General features: G+C 37.9%; 20 protein-coding genes and 1 pseudogene. 14 read left to right on the top strand and 7 right to left on the bottom strand.

Annotated features, from left to right (window positions below; all coding sequences use genetic code 11):
* Positions 1 to 2: 2 nt before the first annotated feature.
* Positions 3 to 1,325, bottom strand: coding sequence for a TolC family protein (locus KYG33_RS00855; RefSeq protein WP_219072497.1), 1,323 nt, complete (start codon positions 1,323 to 1,325; stop codon positions 3 to 5).
* Positions 1,326 to 1,457: 132 nt separating this feature from the next.
* Here KYG33_RS00855 and KYG33_RS00850 point away from each other — a divergent pair, with 132 nt between their 5' ends.
* From KYG33_RS00850 to KYG33_RS00800, 11 genes and pseudogenes are all read left to right on the top strand, one after another.
* Positions 1,458 to 2,270 (top strand): AraC family transcriptional regulator, encoded by an 813-nt coding sequence (locus tag KYG33_RS00850; protein ID WP_077414738.1) that lies wholly within the window; start codon positions 1,458 to 1,460, stop codon positions 2,268 to 2,270.
* Positions 2,271 to 2,370: 100 nt separating this feature from the next.
* Positions 2,371 to 2,802: an RrF2 family transcriptional regulator gene (locus KYG33_RS00845; protein WP_047384164.1), complete on the top strand. Its 432-nt coding sequence runs from the start codon at positions 2,371 to 2,373 to the stop codon at positions 2,800 to 2,802.
* A gap of 100 nt (positions 2,803 to 2,902) precedes the next feature.
* A complete protein-coding gene (locus tag KYG33_RS00840; protein WP_077414740.1) occupies positions 2,903 to 3,679 on the top strand; it encodes a class I SAM-dependent methyltransferase in 777 nt (258 codons plus the stop codon).
* A gap of 300 nt (positions 3,680 to 3,979) precedes the next feature.
* Positions 3,980 to 4,432, top strand: coding sequence for a hypothetical protein (locus KYG33_RS00835; RefSeq protein WP_180565636.1), 453 nt, complete (start codon positions 3,980 to 3,982; stop codon positions 4,430 to 4,432).
* A gap of 100 nt (positions 4,433 to 4,532) precedes the next feature.
* Positions 4,533 to 5,525 (top strand): annotated as a pseudogene (gene nirK / locus KYG33_RS00830) (copper-containing nitrite reductase); the annotation flags it as partial.
* Between the two features lie 39 nt (positions 5,526 to 5,564).
* Positions 5,565 to 6,395, top strand: coding sequence for a formylglycine-generating enzyme family protein (locus KYG33_RS00825; protein ID WP_257468873.1), 831 nt, complete (start codon positions 5,565 to 5,567; stop codon positions 6,393 to 6,395).
* Positions 6,396 to 6,400: 5 nt separating this feature from the next.
* Positions 6,401 to 6,964, top strand: coding sequence for an SCO family protein (locus KYG33_RS00820; RefSeq protein ID WP_077414748.1), 564 nt, complete (start codon positions 6,401 to 6,403; stop codon positions 6,962 to 6,964).
* Between the two features lie 12 nt (positions 6,965 to 6,976).
* Positions 6,977 to 7,402, top strand: coding sequence for a c-type cytochrome (locus tag KYG33_RS00815; RefSeq protein WP_077415858.1), 426 nt, complete (start codon positions 6,977 to 6,979; stop codon positions 7,400 to 7,402).
* 45 nt (positions 7,403 to 7,447) lie between these two features.
* Positions 7,448 to 8,173 (top strand): iron-sulfur cluster repair di-iron protein, encoded by a 726-nt coding sequence (ric, locus tag KYG33_RS00810; RefSeq protein ID WP_219072496.1) that lies wholly within the window; start codon positions 7,448 to 7,450, stop codon positions 8,171 to 8,173.
* A gap of 13 nt (positions 8,174 to 8,186) precedes the next feature.
* On the top strand, positions 8,187 to 10,430 hold the full coding sequence (locus KYG33_RS00805) for a nitric-oxide reductase large subunit (RefSeq protein WP_077414752.1): 2,244 nt from the start codon (positions 8,187 to 8,189) through the stop codon (positions 10,428 to 10,430).
* A 65-nt stretch (positions 10,431 to 10,495) separates the two neighbouring features.
* On the top strand, positions 10,496 to 10,948 hold the full coding sequence (locus tag KYG33_RS00800) for a hemerythrin domain-containing protein (protein WP_219072495.1): 453 nt from the start codon (positions 10,496 to 10,498) through the stop codon (positions 10,946 to 10,948).
* A gap of 72 nt (positions 10,949 to 11,020) precedes the next feature.
* Here the strand turns inward: KYG33_RS00800 and KYG33_RS00795 are convergent, their stop codons facing one another.
* The 5 genes from KYG33_RS00795 to KYG33_RS00775 all read right to left on the bottom strand — a co-directional run bounded on the left by KYG33_RS00795 (position 11,021) and on the right by KYG33_RS00775 (position 17,421).
* Complete coding sequence (locus KYG33_RS00795) at positions 11,021 to 14,506, bottom strand: DUF2723 domain-containing protein (protein ID WP_219072494.1); 3,486 nt, start codon at positions 14,504 to 14,506, stop codon at positions 11,021 to 11,023.
* A 266-nt stretch (positions 14,507 to 14,772) separates the two neighbouring features.
* Positions 14,773 to 15,561 (bottom strand): SDR family oxidoreductase, encoded by a 789-nt coding sequence (locus tag KYG33_RS00790; protein WP_077414758.1) that lies wholly within the window; start codon positions 15,559 to 15,561, stop codon positions 14,773 to 14,775.
* Between the two features lie 94 nt (positions 15,562 to 15,655).
* Positions 15,656 to 16,045, bottom strand: a complete 390-nt coding sequence (locus KYG33_RS00785; protein WP_219072493.1) for a RidA family protein — start codon at positions 16,043 to 16,045, stop codon at positions 15,656 to 15,658.
* A gap of 100 nt (positions 16,046 to 16,145) precedes the next feature.
* Positions 16,146 to 16,709: a Crp/Fnr family transcriptional regulator gene (locus tag KYG33_RS00780; protein WP_219072492.1), complete on the bottom strand. Its 564-nt coding sequence runs from the start codon at positions 16,707 to 16,709 to the stop codon at positions 16,146 to 16,148.
* 109 nt (positions 16,710 to 16,818) lie between these two features.
* Positions 16,819 to 17,421: a TlpA family protein disulfide reductase gene (locus KYG33_RS00775; protein WP_219072491.1), complete on the bottom strand. Its 603-nt coding sequence runs from the start codon at positions 17,419 to 17,421 to the stop codon at positions 16,819 to 16,821.
* A gap of 416 nt (positions 17,422 to 17,837) precedes the next feature.
* Here KYG33_RS00775 and KYG33_RS00770 point away from each other — a divergent pair, with 416 nt between their 5' ends.
* Both KYG33_RS00770 and KYG33_RS00765 read left to right on the top strand, forming a co-directional pair.
* Positions 17,838 to 20,168, top strand: coding sequence for a TonB-dependent receptor (locus KYG33_RS00770; RefSeq protein ID WP_077414766.1), 2,331 nt, complete (start codon positions 17,838 to 17,840; stop codon positions 20,166 to 20,168).
* A 3-nt stretch (positions 20,169 to 20,171) separates the two neighbouring features.
* A complete protein-coding gene (locus KYG33_RS00765; protein WP_180565628.1) occupies positions 20,172 to 20,987 on the top strand; it encodes a DUF4249 domain-containing protein in 816 nt (271 codons plus the stop codon).
* A gap of 48 nt (positions 20,988 to 21,035) precedes the next feature.
* Here KYG33_RS00765 and KYG33_RS00760 read toward each other — a convergent pair whose 3' ends face one another.
* Entirely contained in the window at positions 21,036 to 21,761 is a 726-nt protein-coding gene (locus tag KYG33_RS00760; protein WP_077414770.1) for a YoaK family protein, read from the bottom strand.
* 369 nt (positions 21,762 to 22,130) lie between these two features.
* On the opposite strand from KYG33_RS00760, the gene KYG33_RS00755 reads away from it, so the two are divergent.
* Positions 22,131 to 22,817, top strand: coding sequence for a Crp/Fnr family transcriptional regulator (locus tag KYG33_RS00755; RefSeq protein ID WP_219072490.1), 687 nt, complete (start codon positions 22,131 to 22,133; stop codon positions 22,815 to 22,817).
* Positions 22,818 to 22,893 lie beyond the last annotated feature (76 nt).

The raw sequence follows: 22,893 nt of genomic DNA, 5'->3' as shown, positions 1-22,893 counted from the left end.
TATTATAAAACGCCTGTAATGTTTTGTAGTAAATAATAATTGTTCTGTGCCATAATTTTTGCTGCTTCCAGTTCAAATTTTGTCTGAAGAAGCTGTATATCTGCATCCAGCAGTTCTGTAATAAGAGAAGTCTGGCTGAAGTAAGTATTCTTAATAATACGTGCATTCTCTTTGGCCTGAATGACATTGGCTTCCGCTACCTTTATCTGCTCAAGAGCTTCCTGATACCTCAGATAAGCTTCTTTCACCTGTTGTCTTACTTTATCTTCTGTATCCTTGTGTACCTCCTCTTCTTTTTCAAATTCCAACTGTGCGACTTTTACTTTATGGGTATTATGATAAAGAGAAGAAATGGAAAAAGATGCCTTGACTCCAACTATTCCCAATGAATACCAATAAGGATTGTAGGGATAAAGAAAAATCTGCGGATTGGCATAGTAGAATTCACCATACATCCCGATTTTAGGTCTTACATTGGCTTTTACCTGCTTCAGTTTTATCTTACTCAGTTCTGTCTGCTGTTCAGAGACATGATAACTGAAAGAGTGATCCAGCGCCAGTTTCAAATAGTCATTGTAAGGAGTATTTTCATTCCATTGATTAAATGGTGCTTCAGGAATAACAATCTGCTCATCAGGAATACCCAGGATAATGTTCAGCTTTTGTGTAGCAATGAGAATATCATTTTCTATAGTTACTAAAGCCATCTTCCGTTTTGAAAGTTCAAGCTCAATCCTTAAAACATCACTTTTTAAAACGACTCCGTTTTTATAAAGGGCCTGAATTTCTTTAAGCTGTGTCTTCTGATCGGCAATATCTTGCTGTATAAGGTTTCTGAAAATTAAAGCTTTCTGGAGTTCAAGATAAAGCGCTGCAGTTTTATAATGAATATCAGAAACAGACTGCTCTTTCTGGATATCCTTAATTTTCTGAAGAGTCTGATTTTCCTTAATCTTAAGATTCAGCTTGTTTCCGTTATAAATGTTCAGATAAAAATCTGCTCCCGCCCGGTAAAGCGTGTGAATGACTTCATGCTGGGTTGGTTTGGAAAAGATTCCGTTTTCATAGATGGGAATGTTGGACGCTTTTTCTGCAGAACCTTTAACTTCTATTTCCGGAAGCCGTTCTCTTTTTGCATCTTTTACTTCAGCTTCCGCAATGTCTACATTGGTGGTATTGATTCTGATATGACGGCTGTTTTCTTCAGCTTTTTGCCATGCATCTTTTAAGGAGAGTCGTAGGGTATCCTTTGTTGAACTGCCTGTCTGAGCTGATATTGTGTAGGAAATTCCCAGCATCAGCAATCCGGCGACATAAATTTTCATTTGAATTTTTGAATTATTGCACTGCAAATTTATCCTCAATCCGGAAATTATATTTATCTAAAATAGTCAACTTTTACATGATTCCGGCCAAATGATTATATTTGCATTCTCATTGGTATTTTATATTTTTTTATGGGATTAATTGCTGCACTTCCTGATATTGATAAAGACGACAAAAGTGTATTTGTTATGCACGAGAAATCGGAAAAACTGATTCCTTTCCACAAGCATACGAAAGGACAGCTGAGCTATGTGGAAGGTGGTATTGCCTATATTACGATCAGCAACAGGACGTATGTGGTTCCGGCCCGGCATTTCTTCTGGATTCCGCAGGGAATGGAACATATTTTAGAGATCGGACACTCCGCCACAGTTCTTCGTTCTCTTTATTTCTATGCTCATGATGACCTCTCAGATCCCTTCTACAGCAGACTGGGAATATATCCGGCATCAGAACTGCTGATTCAGATGATCAAGTATACTGAAATATGGGATGAAAAACATGTTACTGCAAAAGACGAAAATTTTGAATTTCTGGTCGCTTTAAAAAAAATACTGCCCAAAACCCATCAACAGCCGTTACCCATCATTCTTCCTGCCACTCACAACAAACAAATGATGAAAATTGTATCTTATCTGGAATGGAATATCAGCGAAAAACTTACTTTGGCCAATGTAAGCACCAGATTTGGCCTGAGTGAACGCTCTATGTCCCGACTTTTCAAAGCAGATATGGATATTTCTTTTCTTCAATACCTGAAAACATTAAGAATCATCAAAGCCATTGAATTACTTTTAAATACAGACAAGCCTATCAATGAAATTGCTGATGATGTAGGCTACAGTTCCATTAGCGCCTTTAGTGATACTTTTCGCGAATTTACACAATCCAGACCTTCAGACTTGAGAAAGAGTAATAAAACGACTCAAAGTTCCATCGGATAGCCAGTTTATTTATGACCTTCGTCAGCTTTAAAAAAATAAAAGAGTAATTTATCTTTTATTAAAAATATCTTTCTATCTTTGTATCATAAAACTCAGAAAAATGTTTTCAAAAACCTGTGAATATGCCTTAAGAGCTTTGATCTACATCGCCCAGCAGTCTAAAAATGGCAGCAGGGTCGGGATTAAAGACATTTCAAAAAGCATTCATTCGCCGGAACACTTTATCGCCAAAATTTTGCAGGACCTGAGCAGAAAAGGATTTGTACAATCTGCCAAAGGCCCGAATGGAGGTTTTTATATGGATCAGAAAAACCTGAATACTTCCATTGCTGATATTGTAAGGGAAATTGATGGTGATAAGCTTTTCTCCGGTTGTGGACTTGGTCTGGAGCAATGCTCAGAAATACATCCCTGCCCTTTGCATGAGCAGTTTAAAAGCATCAGACAAGATCTTCGTATCATGCTTGAAACTTCAAAAATTCAGGCTTTTGTTGATAACCTGGATTTAAAACTAACCCATCTGAAGGTGTAAAAAAATTTAAATAAATAAAAGACAAAAAAGTCTTTATATATTAAATAAATTCAAAAAAATGGGGTCTTATAATTTCATTAACTTATTAAATAACAATCTAATGCATACAGAAAATATTGAGAAAATGTCCGGACACTGGTTACTGGCTAAAATCGGTAAAAAAGTGTTGCGTCCCGGAGGTCTTGCGCTGACCAAAAAAATGTTATCAATGCTGGACATCACCTCTGCTGATGATATGGTGGAATTTGCTCCCGGTCTTGGATTCACCGCGCACATGACATTGGAAAAAAAACCTGGTTCTTATATAGGAATTGATGCGGAACAAAGTGCCGTAGAGTATCTTAACAGGGAATTTGGAGGGATATCAGCCCAATTTAAACTGGGAAATGCAGCAGAGAGTTCTTTACCTGAACAATCGGCCAGTAAAGTCTATGGAGAAGCGATGCTGAGCATGCATGCAGATCACCGGAAAGCAGAAATTATTCAGGAAGCCTACAGAATCCTGAAACCTAAAGGATATTATGCAATTCATGAACTGGCTTTAAGACCGGAGAATCTCGACAGTAATGTAAAACTGCATATTCAGAAGGAACTGGCTTTGGCTATCAAGGTGAATGCACGTCCGCTGACCGTTTCTGAGTGGACCACATTATTGGAAAAAGAAGGATTTAAAGTACTGAAAGTAGAAACTGCACCCATGCATCTTCTGGAACCTCAAAGAATTATTGATGACGAAGGGGTTTCCGGAGCCATTAAAATTGCTAAAAATATATTACTCAATCCTTCCATCAGAAAGAGAGTGCTCAAAATGAAAAAGATATTCAAAAAACATGAACAAAACATGTGTGCTGTGGTGATTATCGCAACAAAAGAATAAATTTTGAAAGTGAAAATAAGGTGATAAAAGTCAGAACAAATAAAAAACAATTCACTCTTTTATCCTTAAAATAGATTTTATATTTGTATAAGAAAAGGAGAAGAAAGCACCTTCAAAAACCGGTAAAAATTACAGTTCATCAGCAGTTCAGGATAAAGATATCCCTGCTCATGATATAAGTATCTGGTTCCTATTTTTAAAATTAAAAGACTAAATATTTATCGATTATTTAACAAAATTTTCTCAGAAAACAATTTAATAAAAGATAAAAAGGTATTAATATCTCAAATAATAATAAAAATGAAACTGAATGCTAAAAACCCATTGGTGCTAATGATGCTTTGCCTGATGGCAGGTGTTTTTATCACGGTCAGTTTTCTGGAAACCCCCATGAAGTTTCAGGTTCCGGGAATGACACTTCCTGTAGCCCTTGAGCTGGGAATGATGATGTTCGGAATATCCACTAAAATACAATGTGTTTTCCTTATTCTTATTGTAGCAGGAATGTTCGTAAGCAGAAAAAAATACACGAAAACAGACTTTATAATAATAGCCGTTTTATTAGCCATCCTGCTGTTAGAAAAATTCTGGATGCTCCCTGCCCTTGATAACCGGGCCCAGTTGTTATCAGCTGGAAAACCGGTTTTATCGTCAGAAATGCATAATTATTTCATCTATGCTGAATCTGCCAAAGCAATATTTCTGTGTATAGCCATCAGCTTACAATTTATAAAACAAAAAAATGAATACTGAAGCAACTCTGCACAATATTTACTCCAACAGAAAAATTTAAACTATTAATTCCCTTATTATGAAAAAAACGATCGTACTCACCACAGCATTATGCACAGTAATGATATTCAATGCCTGTAAACAAAGCACTTCATCCGATACAGTCAATGGTACCAATACGGAGAATATAAAAACGGATGGAACAAGTGAAGAATTAAAGATGCCCGCTCCACCTCATGTTCCCGCCCCTGTTGGAACCCGTGCTGCTAAAAAAATCATTGTAAAACTGGAAACGATAGAGAAAACGGGAGAACTTGCAGATGGGACACAGTATAATTTCTGGACTTTCAACGGAACAGTTCCCGGAAGCTTTATCCGGGCAAGAGTTGGAGATGATATTAAACTTCATCTTAAAAACCATGAAAATAATACCTTCCCCCATAATATTGACCTTCATGCTGTAAACGGACCTGGCGGTGGTGCTGAAGCTACTTTTGTGGCTCCCGGTAAAGAAGCTGTCTTTACTTTCAAAGCACTCAACCCCGGATTATATGTCTACCATTGTGCAACAGCACCTGTAGGAATGCATATTGCCAACGGAATGTACGGTCTTATTCTTATAGAGCCTGAAGGCGGACTTCCAAAAGTAGACAAGGAATTCTATATCATGCAGGGAGATTTTTACACGAAAGGAAAATTCGGAGATAAAGGTTTGCAGGAGTTTGACATGGATAAAGCGATTGCTGAGCATCCTGAATATGTAGTCTTCAATGGAAATACAGCCTCTCTTTTAGGCGATAAAGAACTTCAGGTAAAAACAGGGGAAACAGTAAGGTTCTTTGTAGGGAACGGCGGCCCGAATCTTACCTCTTCTTTCCATATTATCGGGGAAATCTTTGACAAAGTATACATCGAAGGAGGCAGCAAAATAAATGATAATGTACAGACCACTGTAATTCCTCCCGGCGGGGCGTCTATTGTAGAGTTTAAAGCGACAGTTCCCGGAGAATATGTGATTGTAGATCATGCAATTTTCAGGGCATTCAACAAAGGTGCTCTAGGTAAGATTAAAGTAACCGGACCAGACAATCTGGCAGTGTATAAAAAGAACCAGTAATGAATTAAGGTTCATTGGGATTTTAAAAGAGAAGTAATGAGAACTTTTGTAATTATAGTAGGTCTGGCAGTCTGTTCAGTAATGACATGTTGTTCCGAAAAGACGAAAAGTGCGAAAGTAAAAATTCCAGCCCAAAAACATTTAAACCTGATTGTAAGTCAGAAAAAAATGATCAGAATACAGGGAGGAACATATAAGGCATTCATAGGCAAAGATTCAGGAAGGATTGTAAGAGTACAGACTTTTTACCTGGATGACAGCCCTGTTACGAACCGGGAATATCTTGGATTTCTTAAAGCAAATCCTCAATGGGCACGAAGCAAAGTACTAAGACTCTATGCAGACAGTAATTACCTGAAACATTGGAAAAGTGACTATGAAATCCCGGCAGGAATAAGCCCGGAAGCACCTGTCACCAATATTTCATGGTTTGCCGCTGAAGCCTATGCTAAAAGTACAGGAAAAAGACTTCCGGCAATCGACGAATGGGAATATGCGGCACTGGCAGATCAATATACTCCGGATGCCTCCAGGGATCCCGCTTTTACAGATTATATTCTGAAAGCTTATCAAAAAAAGGATAAAAACCAACAACCTATAAAACAAGAACCTCCTAATTATTACGGAATTTATAATATGTATGGAATGGTTTGGGAATGGACTTATGATTTCAATTCGGTAATGATGAGTGGAGAATCCAGAAAAGATAATACGGTGAATGACAACCTCTTCTGTGCCGGAGCAGCAGTAACTTCTTCTGATCTAAGAAATTATGCAGCCTTTATCCGGTATGCATTAAGGGGAAGTATAAAAGCAGATTACTGCCTTAATAATCTCGGATTCAGATGTGCTAAAAACAAAAATTGACCCTTATGAAAAATATAACCCTCATGCTGCTGGCTTTGATGATGATATCCTGCAGCAAGAAAAATGAAGGGATAACCCCTGATTCTATCTACAATGTACAGACAAACTGGGAGAAACAGAATGGTGAGAATATTACATTCTCGGATCTGAAAGGAAAAGTACTGGTGACTGCAATGATTTTCACTTCCTGTAAAACGGCCTGCCCAAAACTGACCGCGGAAATGAGAACGATCGCCCAGAAAGTAGGAAAAACAAATCCAGAGGATATTCAGTATGTATTAATTTCCATTGATCCGGAAAATGATACTCCAAAAGTAATGAAGAGATACCTGTATGTAAACCGATTCGATGAAAAAGAATGGACTTTCATCCGGGGTAATGAAGAAGATACCAGAGAACTGGCCAATATAATGGCTGTAAAATACAAGCAGATATCTCCTATAGAATTCTCCCACTCCAACATCATTACAGTGTATTCAAAAAAGGGAACTCTTGCTTTTCAAAAAGAAGGTCTCGATAGTGATTACGAAGCTATTGTGAGCGAAATAAAAAAACAAATACAACTTTAAATGGATAAGATTATGAAAAAATTACTTGTAGCAGTTTCACTGTTTTCACTTGCTGTAACATCATGTTCAGATAAAAAAGGTACAGATCCCATTCCTCAGCCGCAGGAAACCAATACAATGCTGGAAGAACCAAAACCCCAGGCTGCAACTCCGGCATCCACACCACTTTCAGGAGCTGATGCAGAAATTGCTGAAGGAAAATCCCTGGTGGAAGGAACAGACTGTTTATCGTGTCATAAAATCGATTCAAAACTTGTAGGCCCCGCATATCAGGAAGTTGCAGCAAAGTACAAAGAAGCAGATCTTGATATGCTTGCACAGAAAATTATTGACGGCGGTAAAGGTAATTGGGGAGAAATTCCCATGACTCCTCATGCAGGATTGAGCAAAGATAACGCCAAGCTGATGGTAAAATACATTCTGTCACTTAAGAAATAGGTTTTAAAAAATTTAAAATAATAAAAGATAAAAAAGTATTATATTATGAATACAAGAACAGACTTTATAGGAAATATGGTTGCTGAAGATTTCAGAACGGCAGCAATTTTTAAAAGACATGGAATCGATTTCTGCTGTAAAGGAGGAAGAACCATAGAAGAAGCCTGCAGTAATAAAAAATTGGCTCCGGAAAAAATTTATGAGGAACTGGAAGCGCTTCCAAAAAATGAAGGATCTGCAATAGATTTCAATAGCTGGCCTTTGGATTTGCTGGCAGATTATATTGAGAAAACCCATCATCGTTATGTAGAAGAAAAAACGCCTGTGCTGCAAGCTTTCCTTGATAAATTATGTAAAGTACATGGAGACAGACATCCGGAGCTGTTTGAAATTAATACATTATTCAATGAATCGGCTCACGATCTGGCCGCTCACATGAAAAAAGAAGAACTGATCCTGTTTCCTTTTGTACGAAATATGATGAAGGCTAAAATATCAGGCACAGCGCTCCCCCAACCTGCTTTCGGAACAGTAGAAAACCCTGTTAATATGATGCAGCACGAGCATACAGTGGAAGGTGAACGTTTCAGAAAGATTGCCGAAATTACGGATGAATATCTTCCTCCCGCAGATGCCTGCAACACATACAAAGTAGCATTTGCCATGCTTCAGGATTTTGAAAATGACTTGCATAAACACATTCATCTTGAAAATAATATCCTTTTCCCAAAAGCTATCCGACTGGAGAAAGAATTTGCCGTTGAATCTTAAAAACTAATACAGAATGACACCTAAAAAACTTTGGATATGGCTTGCTGTAGTAATGGTTGCTTCGTTTGCTGTTCTTATCTTTTATGGAACTGAAATTTACAGAAAAATCCCCCCAATTCCTGATAAAGTAGTAAGCACGGATGGAACTGTGCTCGCTACCGAACAGGATATAAAAGACGGGCAGAATGTCTGGCAGTCTATTGGAGGGCAAACGGTAGGAAGTATCTGGGGACATGGTGCTTATATTGCTCCGGACTGGACTGCGGATTACCTTCACAGGGAATCTGTGCTGCTGCTTGATGAATTGGCCAAAAAAGATGGTAAAGTGTATAAAGACCTTCCGGATGATGAGCAGGCCAAATATAAGGTACTGCTGAAGAAAGAGCTTCGTACCAACACCTTTAATGAAAACAATAATGAAATTGTTTTCTCTCCCGAACGGGCCGAAGTACAGAAACAATTAGCTCAGTATTATTCAAAATTATTTATGAATGATACTTCTATGGCAAAACTCCGGGATCAGTACGCAATCCCGGAGAATACCATCAAAGATATCGGAAGAATGGCTCAAATGAATGCTTTCTTTGCCTGGAGCACATGGGTTTGTATTACGGAAAGACCGGGAGATGATGTGACGTATACCAACAACTGGCCGCATGATGAATCGGTAGGAAACGTTCCTCCCCCTTCACTGCATTTATGGTCAGGTTTCAGCATATTACTTCTGTTGGGGGCTGTAGGTCTTCTGGTGTTTTACCATGCCCGAAATAAAGAGGAAGAAGTAAGTGAAATCCTTCCCCTTGAAGATCCGTTGCGAAATATGAAGCCTACTCCTTCTATGAAAGCTACTTTAAAATACATATGGGTAGTTGCTTTACTAATTTTGGTTCAAATGCTTGCCGGAGTCGTTACCGCTCACTATGGTGTGGAAGGAAGTGGATTTTATGGTATTCCTCTGGATCAGTTTTTACCTCAGTCAGTTTCCAGAAGCTGGCATGTACAGCTTGCCATATTCTGGATTGCTACCTCATGGCTGGCAACAGGACTTTATATTGCCCCGGCTGTGTCGGGACATGAACCGAAGTACCAGAAACTGGGAGTGAATATCTTATTCGGAGCTTTACTGATCGTTGTTCTGGGATCTCTTACCGGGCAATGGCTTGGCGTCATGCAAAAGCTTGGCCTTGTTGATAATTTCCTTTGGGGACATCAGGGTTATGAATATGTGGAACTGGGAAGAATCTGGCAGATTTTACTGCTGATTGGCCTTATTTTATGGCTGGTTTTAATGGTGAGAGCCCTGCTGCCTGCTTTAAGACGTAAGGATGGAGATCGTCATTTACTGACCCTGTTTACTCTTTCAGCCGTAGCTATTGCGCTATTTTATGGGGCAGGATTAATGTATGGAAGACAAACCCATATGGCCATTGCTGAATATTGGAGATGGTGGGTGGTTCACCTTTGGGTAGAAGGCTTTTTTGAAGTATTCGCAACGGTAGTCGCAGCATTTTTATTCACCCGATTAGGATTATTGAGATTGAAATCTGCTACGAATTCGGTATTGTTCTCTACAATTATTTTTCTTGCCGGAGGGATCTTAGGAACATTCCACCACCTTTATTTCAGTGCTACTCCTACAGCTGTGCTGGCATTAGGTGCTACCTTCAGTGCATTGGAAATTGTACCGCTTGTCCTGATTGGTTACGAGGCCTACCAAAATTACCAGCTGAGTAAATCAACCAAATGGATTCAGGCTTATAAATGGCCAATCTACTGCTTCATTGCGATGTGTTTCTGGAACTTTCTGGGTGCAGGAATCTTCGGATTTGCCATTAATCCTCCCATTGCGCTTTACTATATTCAGGGGCTGAATACCACTGCTGTTCATGGTCATGCTGCCCTGTTCGGAGTATATGGAATTTTAGGAATCGGATTAATGCTGTTTGTATTACGGGGACTTTATCCTGAGAGACAATGGAATGACAAATTAATAGGCTGGGCTTTCTGGCTTACCAATATCGGATTGCTGGTCATGGTAACCATCAGTCTTCTTCCTATAGGCATTATGCAGTCGGTAGCCTCTATAAAAGAAGGGTACTGGTATGCCCGTTCTGCGGAATTTATGCAGACGGATATCATGCACTTCCTCAGATGGATGCGTGTGCCGGGAGATATTTTACTGGCTGCAGGTGAGCTGCTTCTGGTACTATTCATCATCGGACTTAAATTGGGTTGGTCGTTGAAAGAAAAACGTTAGCATTCTTTATTCAAACCTCATGGTTATTCAACTTATGGGGTTTGATTACCTTAAATCAAAAAATCATGAAACGAAATGAAAATATTATCCCGCTTTCCAAAGATCATCATTTCGGGCTTCTGTGCAGCTGGAAAATAAGACAGGGACTGAAAAAAGAAATTGAGGTTTCCCGGATCAGAGATTATATTCTGTATTTCTGGAATCATCATCTGAAAAAACATTTCAGGGAAGAAGAAGAAATTCTGTTTCTTTATCTTGAAGATGAATATATGCTCCGCATACGGAAAGAGCACAGACATATTCAGAATATTGTTTCTCAAATTTCATCCTCAGAAAACATTGATCTTTTCTCAGATTTTGCCGATCTTCTGGAACAGCATATCCGTTTTGAAGAACGTGAATGGTTTCCTCATCTTGAAGAAAGATTGGAAGTTCCTGCTCTGGAAAAAATCGGAAAAGAACTGAATGATATTCATACAGAAGAAAAAGACGACTATGAAGATGAATTCTGGAAATAGGCCTGACTTTATTATTTATGTTATATTAAAAAGCCTTTAAATATTGAATTTAAAGGCTTTTCTATCTATAATTTATTGTGTTGCTTTCATCATGGCATTGGTAATTTCAATTTCCTTTTTCCTGGAATATGCAGAATCAAAAGGCTCCATAACATTGAATAAATATTGGTAAAAAGGAGCAATCTGTCGTACATTTTCCGATTCTTTTATCGCTTTCTCTTTCCCCATTTGAAGCAGTCCGTTTATAAAAACACTGAATTTTTTATCAATCGGCTCAATTGACTTTAGAAGATAGGCATGTGCTTTTTCATTCTGCCCCAATGTTTTGTAAGCTTCTGTAACAGCTGAAACAACTAATGCATATTCCATTGGTTTGGACCTCATCTGCTTTCTGGCAGCTGCTTTAAATGCCGGAGAAAGATTTTGATAGTAATCATATTCTTCAAATATTCCTTTCTTAAGGGTTTCTGCCAGCTGAAGACCTTTCTGCTCCTGTCCTGCAACAATATATCCTGTTACCATTGAGCTTAATGACCGTGGATCATTATATTTCTCCACTGGAATTTCTTTCGCTACAAGATCCAGCAGCTCTACTGCTTTAGCTTTCTGGCCGCTTACCACAAGTGCAGATACAGCCCTGCTTACCGACATTCTGTAGCTTAAAATATTGGAAGTAGCCGTTTCATTATAATAAATACTGAGGTCTTTAAAATTTCCCCATCTGAAGTTTTTCACCACCTGATAAAGCGAATTGGCATCTACCCTTCCTTTATCTCCATCCGGACTCTGAGGCGTGTGAATAGGAACAAGTCTGTAGCTGAAACCATCAAACTGCAGATATTCGTCAAGGTAAAAAATATTCTCACTTTCATACATTCCACCTGATGAGAAATTAATGGGACATTTCCAGTCGAAATTAGCCAGCATATCCAACATCATCAGATTGCTTTTGTAAAGGGTATTCGCTTCATAATTGATCATAATCTGATCTACTGTCTTAGAAAGATCAGCCTGATTGATAATCCCCGATTTTACAGCATTTTCCTTATTTACCGGAAGTATAAATTTATTTACCGGGAGTATATTATATTTTTCATATTGCTTTTCCCCGAAGTACATCTTCAGCAATTCATCTTTTTCGGATGATTTAAGTTTTAAGAATCTGATAGCATCCTTCACCGTCAGAGAATCCTGGGTAAGATATTTTCTGAACTCCTGAAAAGCAGTGTCTGGTGCTCCCTGTTCTTTCAACATCTGGAAAAAGCCTTCCCAATCTTCTTTTTTCATCAGATAAACCTGATCATTGACACCGTCTCTGTATTCTTCATGAGTGAGTTCTCCCGGAATTCCTTTGGCATTATATGTTCTTCTTTTTACCTGATCTATATTCCATGGAGTGGCTAAAAGGGTAAAATTGACTGTTTTCACATCATCCCTGAATCTTTCTGTCTCCTGAATTGCCCATACGGGAAAAGTATCATTATCACCATAAATGAAAAGAATATCATCTTTAGGCAGCGAACGTAAGAATGAATAGGCATAATCACGGGCTGCGGTCTTTTTACTCCTGTCGTGTGAAGTATAATTCTGGAACCCCATCATAAAAGGAATTCCCAACAACACGACTCCCAAGATAATGTTGACTGCATTAGATTTAAGTTTAGACTGAATCAGCCAAAGTACAGCTCCTGCTCCCAGACCAATCCAGATGGCAAAGGCATAGAATGAACCTACCATCGCATAGTCTCTTTCTCTTACTTCAAATGGCTTTACCCCGGTATAGAAGACAATTCCCATACTTGTAAGAACAAACAGCGACAGGATAGCATAAAATCGCCCGAAATCCCTGTTCAGCTGAAAAAAGAAACCGATAAGTCCTAAAATCAATGGCAGAAAGAAAAATTTGACGGTACTTTCATTTTTAAATTTAGCAGGCATATGATCCTGATCACCCAGCAAAACATTATCAATAAAGGAAAATCCTGAGATCCAGTTGCCATTGGCATTTTCCATATGTCCCTCAAGATCGTTCTGTCTTCCTACGAAATTCCACATCAGATACCGGACAAAGTAGTATCCGTTCTGGAAAGAGATGAAATACTCCATATTCTGAGCAAAGGAAGGGCGTTGTACCTTAATAAGATCATAGGGTTTTACTTTCAGGTAATCTTCTGCAGTGATGGAATCTCCCTCATATTTCGCTCTCAGTTCATCAAAAATCCTTTTAGCCTCCGGATTGTCTGCTACCTCTTCATTATCATAATTGAAGGTAAAATCAGGAGCACCGTACAAGGCGATATAATTTGCTGTAACCTCTTTATCTTCATTGAACATCCTTGGCATGAAGCTGATGTGCGATTTATTAAACACATAATTGAATCGTTCCCCGGTTTTTCTGTAGGTTCCTGTTTTTTCATCTTTTTCGTAAATATCTCCTGTCACTTCTCTTTTGTAACTTCCGTCCTCATCTTTTTCCAAACCGTTTCTGTCGAGAAATGCAGTATAGTTTTGTCCATAAATCGTTGGCCAGTCACCATATTGTACCCTGTTATAGTAATCTCTCATTCCTATCGCTGTATCCGGATCATTAAGGTTCATCGGTGGATTGGCGTTTGCCCTGATGGGAATTACCAGCCAGCAAGAGAAACCAATCATCATATACACAAGGGATAAAACGATCGTCTGATAGACTTTTCTTTTTGTTTTCCTCGCATATTTAATCAGGAAATAACTGATTGCAATCATAAGAACAAATGCCACAATTGTCCCTGAATGGAAAGGAAGTCCCAGCCCGTTCACAAAGAAAATTTCAAGTTTCCCAAACATGGTCATCACCAAAGGGAAAATAATCTTGAATACAAAAGCAAGAATTCCTAATGTAATCAGATTGGCAGCTATGAAACTCTTCCATATAAAAGTATAGTTACGGGCATAATATACCAGACATATGGCCGGAATAGCCAGCATACACATCATATGCACGCCTACAGAAAGTCCTATGGCAAAGAAAATAAGAATGATCCATCTCTCACTGTCGGCAGCTTTAGATTCATTCTCCCATTTGGTGATCAGCCACACCAGCAACGCGATAAACAGTGAAGCCATTGCATACACCTCTCCTTCTACCGCTGAAAACCAGAATGTATCTGAAAAAGTAAAACATAAAGCCCCGATGACTCCGGCAAACAGGATTGAAATTTCCTGAGATTTGGTAATATCATCAAAATCCTTATTCAAAAGCCGTCTTAAAAAATGGGTAATCGTCCAGAACAGAAACAAAATGGTAAATGCACTGAATACTGCTGACATCGCATTGATCACAAGGGAATAATGCTCTTCGTTCCCCAACGCAAAAATACTTGCCACCGCTCCCATAATCTGGAATAAGGCGGCTCCCGGAGCATGGGTCACTTCAAGTTTTACCGCAGAAGAAATATATTCTCCGCAATCCCAGAAGCTCAGGGAATGCTCCATTGTTGAAAGATAAGTGACAAGTGCAACAGCGAAAAGGAACCAACCCAGTATGGTGTTCCATTTTTTAAAAGACCAGTTTTTCATATACTATTTTTCAATATGTATATGACAACCGGGGGAAAGGGTTTATTACATGAAAGAAAATCTATTTAATTATTTTTTTTTCTAACCACAAAAGTCATAAAAGCTTTATTTCAATTTATTAGTTTAAAACGATATGTATAAAAAAGTTCAAATAAGAGAGAAAATAAAAGATTTTCAAAAACTTAAGTGTACTTTAATGATTAAGCTTAATACTTAAAAACTTTTGTGTCTTTTGTGGTTTAAAATATCTTGGTTTATATAAATTTTTAATACGTATTACTCAATCCTCCATCCAAAGGAATGCTTGTTCCGGTAAGATAATTTGAATATTCTGAAGCCAGAAAAGCTACCAGATGACCATATTCTTCCGGCTGCCCGAATCTTTTCATAGGAATCTTATTTTCTCTTGCTTTTTTTATTTCTTCCGCGGGAGCACCCGTTTGCTGGGCTTCATGAGTAACCAGTTTTTGAATTCGTTCGGTATCAAAATATCCTGTCAGAACATTATTAACGGTGATATTATGTTGTGCAATTTCATTCGACAGGGTTTTTGCCCATGCAATGACAGCAGAACGGATAGAATTGGAGAGCGCAAGATTTCCGATCGGTTCTTTAACTGACAAAGAAGAGACATTGATAATACGGCCGTTTTTCTGTTGGATCATATGAGGTAAGACCAATAATGTTGTTTCGCAAACCGTTTTGAAAAGAAGATCAAAAGCTTTCTGATAATCATCCGGGGTTTTATCGAGTGCCAAACCTGGTTCCGGACCGTTTGTATTGTTAACCAGAATATCAATCGAATGATCATTAAAATATCCTGTAATAATTTTCTTATAACTTTCAAAGTCCGAAAAGTCAGCCACCAGATATTCGTGTTTCTGTTCCGGATTGAGTACCGGCAGGGAAGAAACGAAATCTTTAAGTTTTGTTTCATTGCGGGCCATAACGGTAACATTAGCGCCGCATTTTGCCAGTTCCAGAGCAATTCCTGCTCCTATTCCCTGAGTTGCCCCTCCCACCAAAGCGTTTTTTGAAAAAAGTTGAATATTCATAAAATTTTGATCAATATTAATTGGTATAAATAAATGTAAGAAAAAACCTCCAAATTATATTTTGAAGGCCTGTCTTTTAACTCAAATTTATCACTTATTTCACCACTGTTGCTTCAAGTTCCACCTTTAATGTTTCGAATAAGCCATTTACTTCAAGCATTGTTAAAGCCTGTTGGATCTTATGCCGGGCAATCCACTCCTGAAGAATGGGAAAATAAGGCCAAAGCTCTTCTGCAGAAGTTGTATAGACATTTAATCTTACAATTCCTGCACATTCATATCCTGCTGTGCGGATCACTTCTTCCAAGTTGGCAATAGCCTGTTCCAGCTGGGACTTCATATCCTTATCACTGGATGTTCCATCGGGATCAATAGCTGCCTGCCCTGAGCAGTATAGGGTACTTTCAACATTTTTTACCTCTACCGCCTGATAATAGCTTCTTTCATCCTGCCATTTCCATGGATTAACTGTTCTTTTTTCCATTGTCCTGAATTTGTTATTTGTTACAGTACAAAATTGCAGAACAAATACAGCAAAACCCTGTGATCCGGATCACGATTATGGTGTGAGCTCTATCACAGTTTTATAGTGGAAGACGGCTCAAAGTTTCCCTGGAAACTCCTAAATAAGCAGCTAAAAGAGATTTCGGAACACGCTGTACAAGGGAAGGATATTTTTTCAAGAGCTGGTCATACCGCTCTTTTATTCCGGTTGTCATCATGGAAATGGTTCGTTGCTGAGCCGTAATAAATCCCATATATGCTTTTTCCAGAAAGAAATGCTCCAATTTTGGCAGATGGGCACAGAGCTTTTTGTAATCCTCTAACTGAAGGCACAATACTTCTGTATCTTCAAGACATTCCAAAGACATCGTTGCCAAAGTTTGCTGATAGTAAGCAGGAAAATCTGTTTCCCACCAATCTTCCATTGCAAATCCTATAATATGCTCTTTTCCGGTTTCGTCAGTATAAACCAGCTTCAGAAGACCTTCCAATACAAAATAATTATAAGGAACCTGTTCACCTTCCTGTACTAAAAACTGGTGTTTTTTATATTTTTTATAGGTAAAACAGGATGATATGAATTCAAATTCATCATCATGAAGAGGGATTATTTTTTCAATGTGAGTCCTTAGCTGATGCAGCATATTCTATTTCTTGTGGTATAAAAGTATTCTTTTTTCATAAAGACATTCAGTATTTCGGCTTCTATTTCTGCAAAAGTCAATAAGGTAAAGAAGTCATTAGCTGAAAAAATTATGGCTTTTGTTTCAACAGTTCATCAATCTGTTTGTAAAAAGAATCTTTACTGTAATCTGCCAATCCTTTATGATGCAGGCGGATGCCGCCTTTTTTATCCAGCACGACCGTTGTAGGCAAAGAGCCACTATAAAGTATTCCAGGAATATTGCCAGCCGGCACCAGAAAAGGAATAGTAAAGCCTTTTTCTTTTAAGTAGGTTTTTCCAAGAGTGGTGTTGTCATCAAGATTTACGGTAAGAAATACCATATCCGGATTGTTTTTATACTGATCATACAGTTTTTGCACAGAGGGAAATTCTGCCCTGCAGGGAGGACACCACGAGGCCCAAAAGTTAATGAAAACGACTTTGTTTTGTAAAGCAGCAGTATTGATAACCGTTCCATCTTCATTTTTCACCAGAAACCCGGCATAAGAAACCCGTGCTGAAGTATTTTGATGCTCTTTTGATTCTGATATGCTGGAATTGAGGATTCCCGTGGAAGCAACCTGTCTCATCAGCCATGCCTTTGCATCTTTATTCACCAATACGATAATGAATAATATTGTCAGTATTACTGTAGAGCCATTTTTCCTGATCCAGATTTTTACATTTTCCATACTCGTTCCTCTTAATTCTTAGCCAAGATAAGATTAAAATTCCGATCAAAGTTCTGAAGGAGCATTTTTAAGCTAACAGTCTTTCCATCACAGGATATAAAAGACTTTTGAGTGTTCAGTTCCATAATTTTCCTAACAAACAGCAATAAAGCTCATATAACAACCGTTAATAATTTATTTTTTAACATAATTAACTAAAAAACAATTAATAAATCAGTATACAATGCATAATATTATTTTTTATGTAACAGTCTTATTTTATTCTTGCTTTTACCATTTTCAAAAACACACTTTTTCAATGGATTTATTTCATAATTAATTTGTTACATGTAACAAATTCCCTGTTCATCCAACTAATCGTACATCAACAAAACATTAATTCCTATACAAGAGATCTACTACTTTAAAATAAACTAATGCAAACATCCTTTTTAAAAATTACCGCTGCCACCGCAGCGCTCTGTTTCAGTACCCTGGCAATAGCCCAACAAACCTATTCTGTAAGTGGAACTGTGAAAGACAAAAAAAACGGTGAGCTGTTAATCGGAGTATCGGTAAAAGTAAGTGAAGATCCTACCATCAATGTTGCAGCCAATGAGTATGGATTTTACTCTCTATCACTGCCTGCAGGTACTTATACCATCATTATTTCCAATCCGGGATATAAAGATTTTGAACAGCAGATCAAAGTAGATCAGAATATAAAACTTGATCTCCCTCTTCTGCCTCAGGAAGAGACAACAAAGGCTATTGACGAAGTAGTTGTAACTGCTGTTAAAAAGGATAAAAATTTAACCTCCGCTCAAATGGGAGCAGAAACGTTAAATATAAAAAGTATAGAAAAGCTCCCTGTTCTTTTTGGGGAAAAGGATGTGATGAAAACCATACAGCTTTTACCAGGTATCAAAAGTAACGGTGAAGGAAGCAGCGGATTCAGCGTAAGAGGCGGTGCTACCGATCAAAACCTGATCCTGCTGGATGAAGCTCCGGTTTATAATGCGTCTCACCTTCTTGGTTTTTTCAGTACATTCAACAGTGATGCCCTGAAAGATGCCAGCATCATCAAAGGAAACAGCCCTGCCCAATATGGAGGCCGACTTTCTTCTGTTCTGGATGTAAAAATGAAAGACGGAAATAATAAAGACTATAACCTGAATGGAGGAATCGGTCTGATCAGCAGCAGGCTGAGTGTAGAAGGACCAATTCAGAAGGAAAAATCATCATTCATTGTTTCGGGAAGAAGAACATATGCCGATTTGTTTCTTAAAACCAACAAAGATTATAAAGACAACAAGTTATACTTCTATGATCTCAACCTGAAAGCCAATTATCAGATCAACGAAAATAACCGTATTTACCTTTCAGGATATTTCGGAAGAGATGTTTTGGGATTGGGAGATACTTTCAATACAGACTGGGGAAATACAACGGCAACTTTAAGATGGAACAGCATTATCAGCAGCAAGCTATTCTCCAATACATCTTTTATCTACAGTAATTATGACTATAAAATCAGTCTGAAAAATGATGATACTGTATTTGATTTAAATTCAAAAATACGTGACTGGAATCTTAAGCAGGACTTTACCTGGTTTGCCGGGAACAAGCATTCTGTACGTTTCGGTCTTCAGTCTATTTATCATACGCTTACTCCAAGCAGTGCTTCCGGTACTACGGTGAGCAGCTTTCCAAGAAATCCGAGATATTCATGGGAGAACGCGGTTTACATCAACGATGATTTTAAAGCAACGGAAAAGTTAACCGTTAATTACGGAGTAAGACTTGCAATATTCAGTGTATTGGGAGGAGATACATTCAATACGTATGAAAACGGAGTCCTTACCGACAGTAAATTCCTGGAGAAAGGAAAATTCGGAAAAACGTATGTGAATCCTGAACCGCGAATCAGTGCAAACTACCGCATCAATGAAGTAAGCAGTGTGAAAGGAGGTTATTCCCGCAACACACAAAATCTTCACCTTTTAAGCAACAGCAACAGTGGAAATCCTACTGACCAGTGGATAGGAAGCAGCTATACGGTAAAACCTGAAATTGCAGATCAGATCAGTGTGGGCTACAGCAGAAATTTCAACAATAATAATTATGAATTGAATGCTGAAGTTTACTATAAATCCATGAAAAATCAAATCGACTTCAAAAACGGGGCTCAGATTGGATTTGATGCCGGATCTGATGTAGAAAGTGAACTGTTGTTCGGAAAAGGAAGAGCTTACGGGCTGGAACTTATTGCCAAAAAGAAAAGCGGAAAACTTACAGGATGGATTTCCTATACCCTTTCTAAAACAGAAAGAAAGATCGACGGAATTAATAATAATGAATGGTACAACGCCAGAATGGATAAAACACACGATCTATCCATCGTTGCCACCTACCAGCTTAATCCGAAATGGAGCTTTTCAGGATTGTTTGTTTACAGCACAGGAAATGCCGTTACCTTCCCTACCGGAAAATATGAGCTGAATGGTCAAACAATATTCCAGTACAGCAACAGAAATGCTGACAGAATGCCTGCCTATCACAGAATGGATCTGAGCGCAACTTATGAGCCAACTTCCAATAAGCGATTCCGCGGTTCATGGACCTTCGGTATTTATAATTTGTATGGTAGAGAAAATGCCTACACAATCAATTTTGAAGACAATCCTGACCATCCCGGAACTACACGTGCAATGCAGACTTCTTTGTTCCGCTGGGTACCCAACATCACTTATAATTTCAAATTTTAAATCATGAAAAATACTTTTTATATCATATTATCTCTCTTTGCATTAACCTCTTGTGAAAAAGAGATCGATCTGGATCTGAATGATCAGGGCGGAAATATTGTCATCGAAGGAAATGTAACCAACCAACCGGGGCCTTATACCGTAAAAATCACAAAATCAGTTAGTTTCTCAGAGCCTAATCAGTATCCGGCTGTAACCGGAGCTCAGGTTATTTTAAGTGATGATACCGGCCAAACCGAAACCCTTCAGTACACAGGAAACGGAATGTATCAGACAACTACTTTTGTGGGGCAGCCCGGAAGAACCTATACTCTGAAAATACAGGCGGAAGGAAAACAGTATACCGCTCAGAGCAGTATGCCTGAAATTGTTGATTTTGACGGGCTTGAACAGAGTTCATTTAAATTTGGTGACAAAACCACTTATACCCTTTTACCGATCTTTACCGATCCGATGCCGCTTGGGAATCGTTATCTTTTTAGTTTTACGATCAATGATCTTCCTAAAAAATATATGAATACCTTTTCAGACAATGTAAATAACGGAATGCTGAACCAACAGCCACTGATTCTGCCTAATGACGATAACAAAGGTAGAGATCATGAAGTGATTGTGGGAGATAAAATCCATGTAGAGATGCAGTCTATAGATAACAATATATTCACTTACTATAGTGCTCTGCTTCAGATTTCCGGAGGCAATGGCGGAGGTGCTACTCCAGCCAATCCACCAAGTAATATCAATAATGGAGCTTTGGGTTATTTTTCTGCCCATACAACAGATACAGAGACTTTTGTAATCCAGCCTGTAACTCCATAAATTTAAAAAGGATATTCCAATCAACGGAATATCCTTTTTTATTTTGTCTTATCTCAACTTTCTTTTCAAGGCATAATACCTGTACATAAGCTTATCATATCGGATAACGAAGAACAATAATCCCGCAGTTATAATCAGTGTTTTTAATTGAATCATATTATAACTATAGCCGCCAATAATACATCCTGAAAAAAAGCATGCAATGATAACCAGTTTAAGGGTAATATTCTTTTTAAGCTGTCTCTGTTCATTTTTTCTCTCCTTAAAAAACAGTTTTGAAAGTTCTATTCCAAGATCTGTAAACAACCCTGTAAGATGAGTTGTTCTTACTACAGACTGTGATACTCTTGTAACCAATGAGTTCTGAACTCCCATTGCAAAAAGTAAAAGACCTGCAGTGATATAAGGAGATAACGAGATTTTTAATTCCTTATAATCTGACATTCCTACACATCCTAATATCAAAATTTCGGTTATTAAAGGGATGAGATGCGGACGAACTGTTCTGTGCCCTGACGAGAATTCAACCAGAAAGCTTGAACAAAAAGCTCCGCTCAGAAAACAGATAATAAACAGAAAGTAAGTAAGTGCTTCGTTGTAATGATCTAGAAGTATCTCTTCAGAAAAGAAAGCAAAATGTCCTGTTATATTGGTTGTCAACACTTTAACAGACAAAACACCTACAATATTTACTATTCCGGCAACGAATGAAAGTGCTGATGCCAGCTTAAGATTGTGAAAATAGGTTCTGTTTTTCCCTTTGTGTCTGAACATTTTAAATCTCTGTAAGAGCTGTGTATTATTGTCAAAAAACAGCTGGATAAAATAAATAAGTAAAAAAATAAATTTAGAAATGTCAGTGTCAAACTGTGAAAAACATGTCCGCTTAAGTATTTATCCAGTGTTCTTTATATCTGCTGTACTCTTTTTTGTATTCTTAATAATAAATTAGAGGCTTTTACAGAAAGTAAAACAGCTTCTCTGCAACGCTCTGAAATGTTCTGTTTTTTAATTCAGAATCAATTTTATTACTTTTGTAAAAGTAATTCGTTTAGGAAAAAAACTTGGTGATCTGTATCAGTTTAAAATGTGATTTAAGTTAAAAAAACCTAGCGTTTATTCAATAGTCCGTATAGAAAAATTATGATCTCAAAATTTATTTTTAATAATCAGTATCTTTTTGATGAGCTCCCTGAATATGATAAAAATCTGCTTACAGGAGCAATGAAAACCAGGAACTACCGTAAAAATGAGCCTATATTTACTGACGGGACAAAACCTAATGGCGTTTACTACCTCAATGAAGGGAAAATAAAGAAATACAAGGTTGATAATGATGGAAGGGAACAGATCATTTACATTTACAGTTCTGGTGAATTTTTCGGATATTCTGCTATTCTGAGCAATGAATCTTATGGAGACACTACCTCTACATTGGAAAGTTCTGTTATCTCATTCATTTCAAAAGACAGTTTTCTGGATATCCTAGGCCAGTCATCAGTACTTTCAAGACTGCTGCTGAAATCTTTAAGCCACGAATTCAGTGTCATGGCCAATCTTATTGCCGTTTTATCTCATCGTACGGTCAGGGAGCGAGCTGCTTTGAGTTTGCTTATTCTTCATGATAAGTACAAATCAAATAATGAACCTGATCAGGAAGTATTCATTTCCATTTCCCGCATAGATCTGGCAAATATGGTAGGAACAGCCAGAGAAACCTTAGCCCGGATTATTAATGATTTTAAACAGGAAAAACTCATCAGATCTGAAGGTCGTAAAATACAGATTATCAACTTTAAGCAGTTAATTCATATTGCTAATTTTTATTAGTAAATAATTTAGTTTAAAAGCTTTAATTTTCTACTGACAAACTGTTGTCATAACTACCTGTTACCTTTGTTTAAAA

Source organism: Chryseobacterium sp. D764, assembly GCF_019317325.1.
Classification (GTDB): Bacteria; Bacteroidota; Bacteroidia; order Flavobacteriales; family Weeksellaceae; genus Chryseobacterium.
This window is presented reverse-complemented; position numbering and strand designations above follow the sequence as displayed.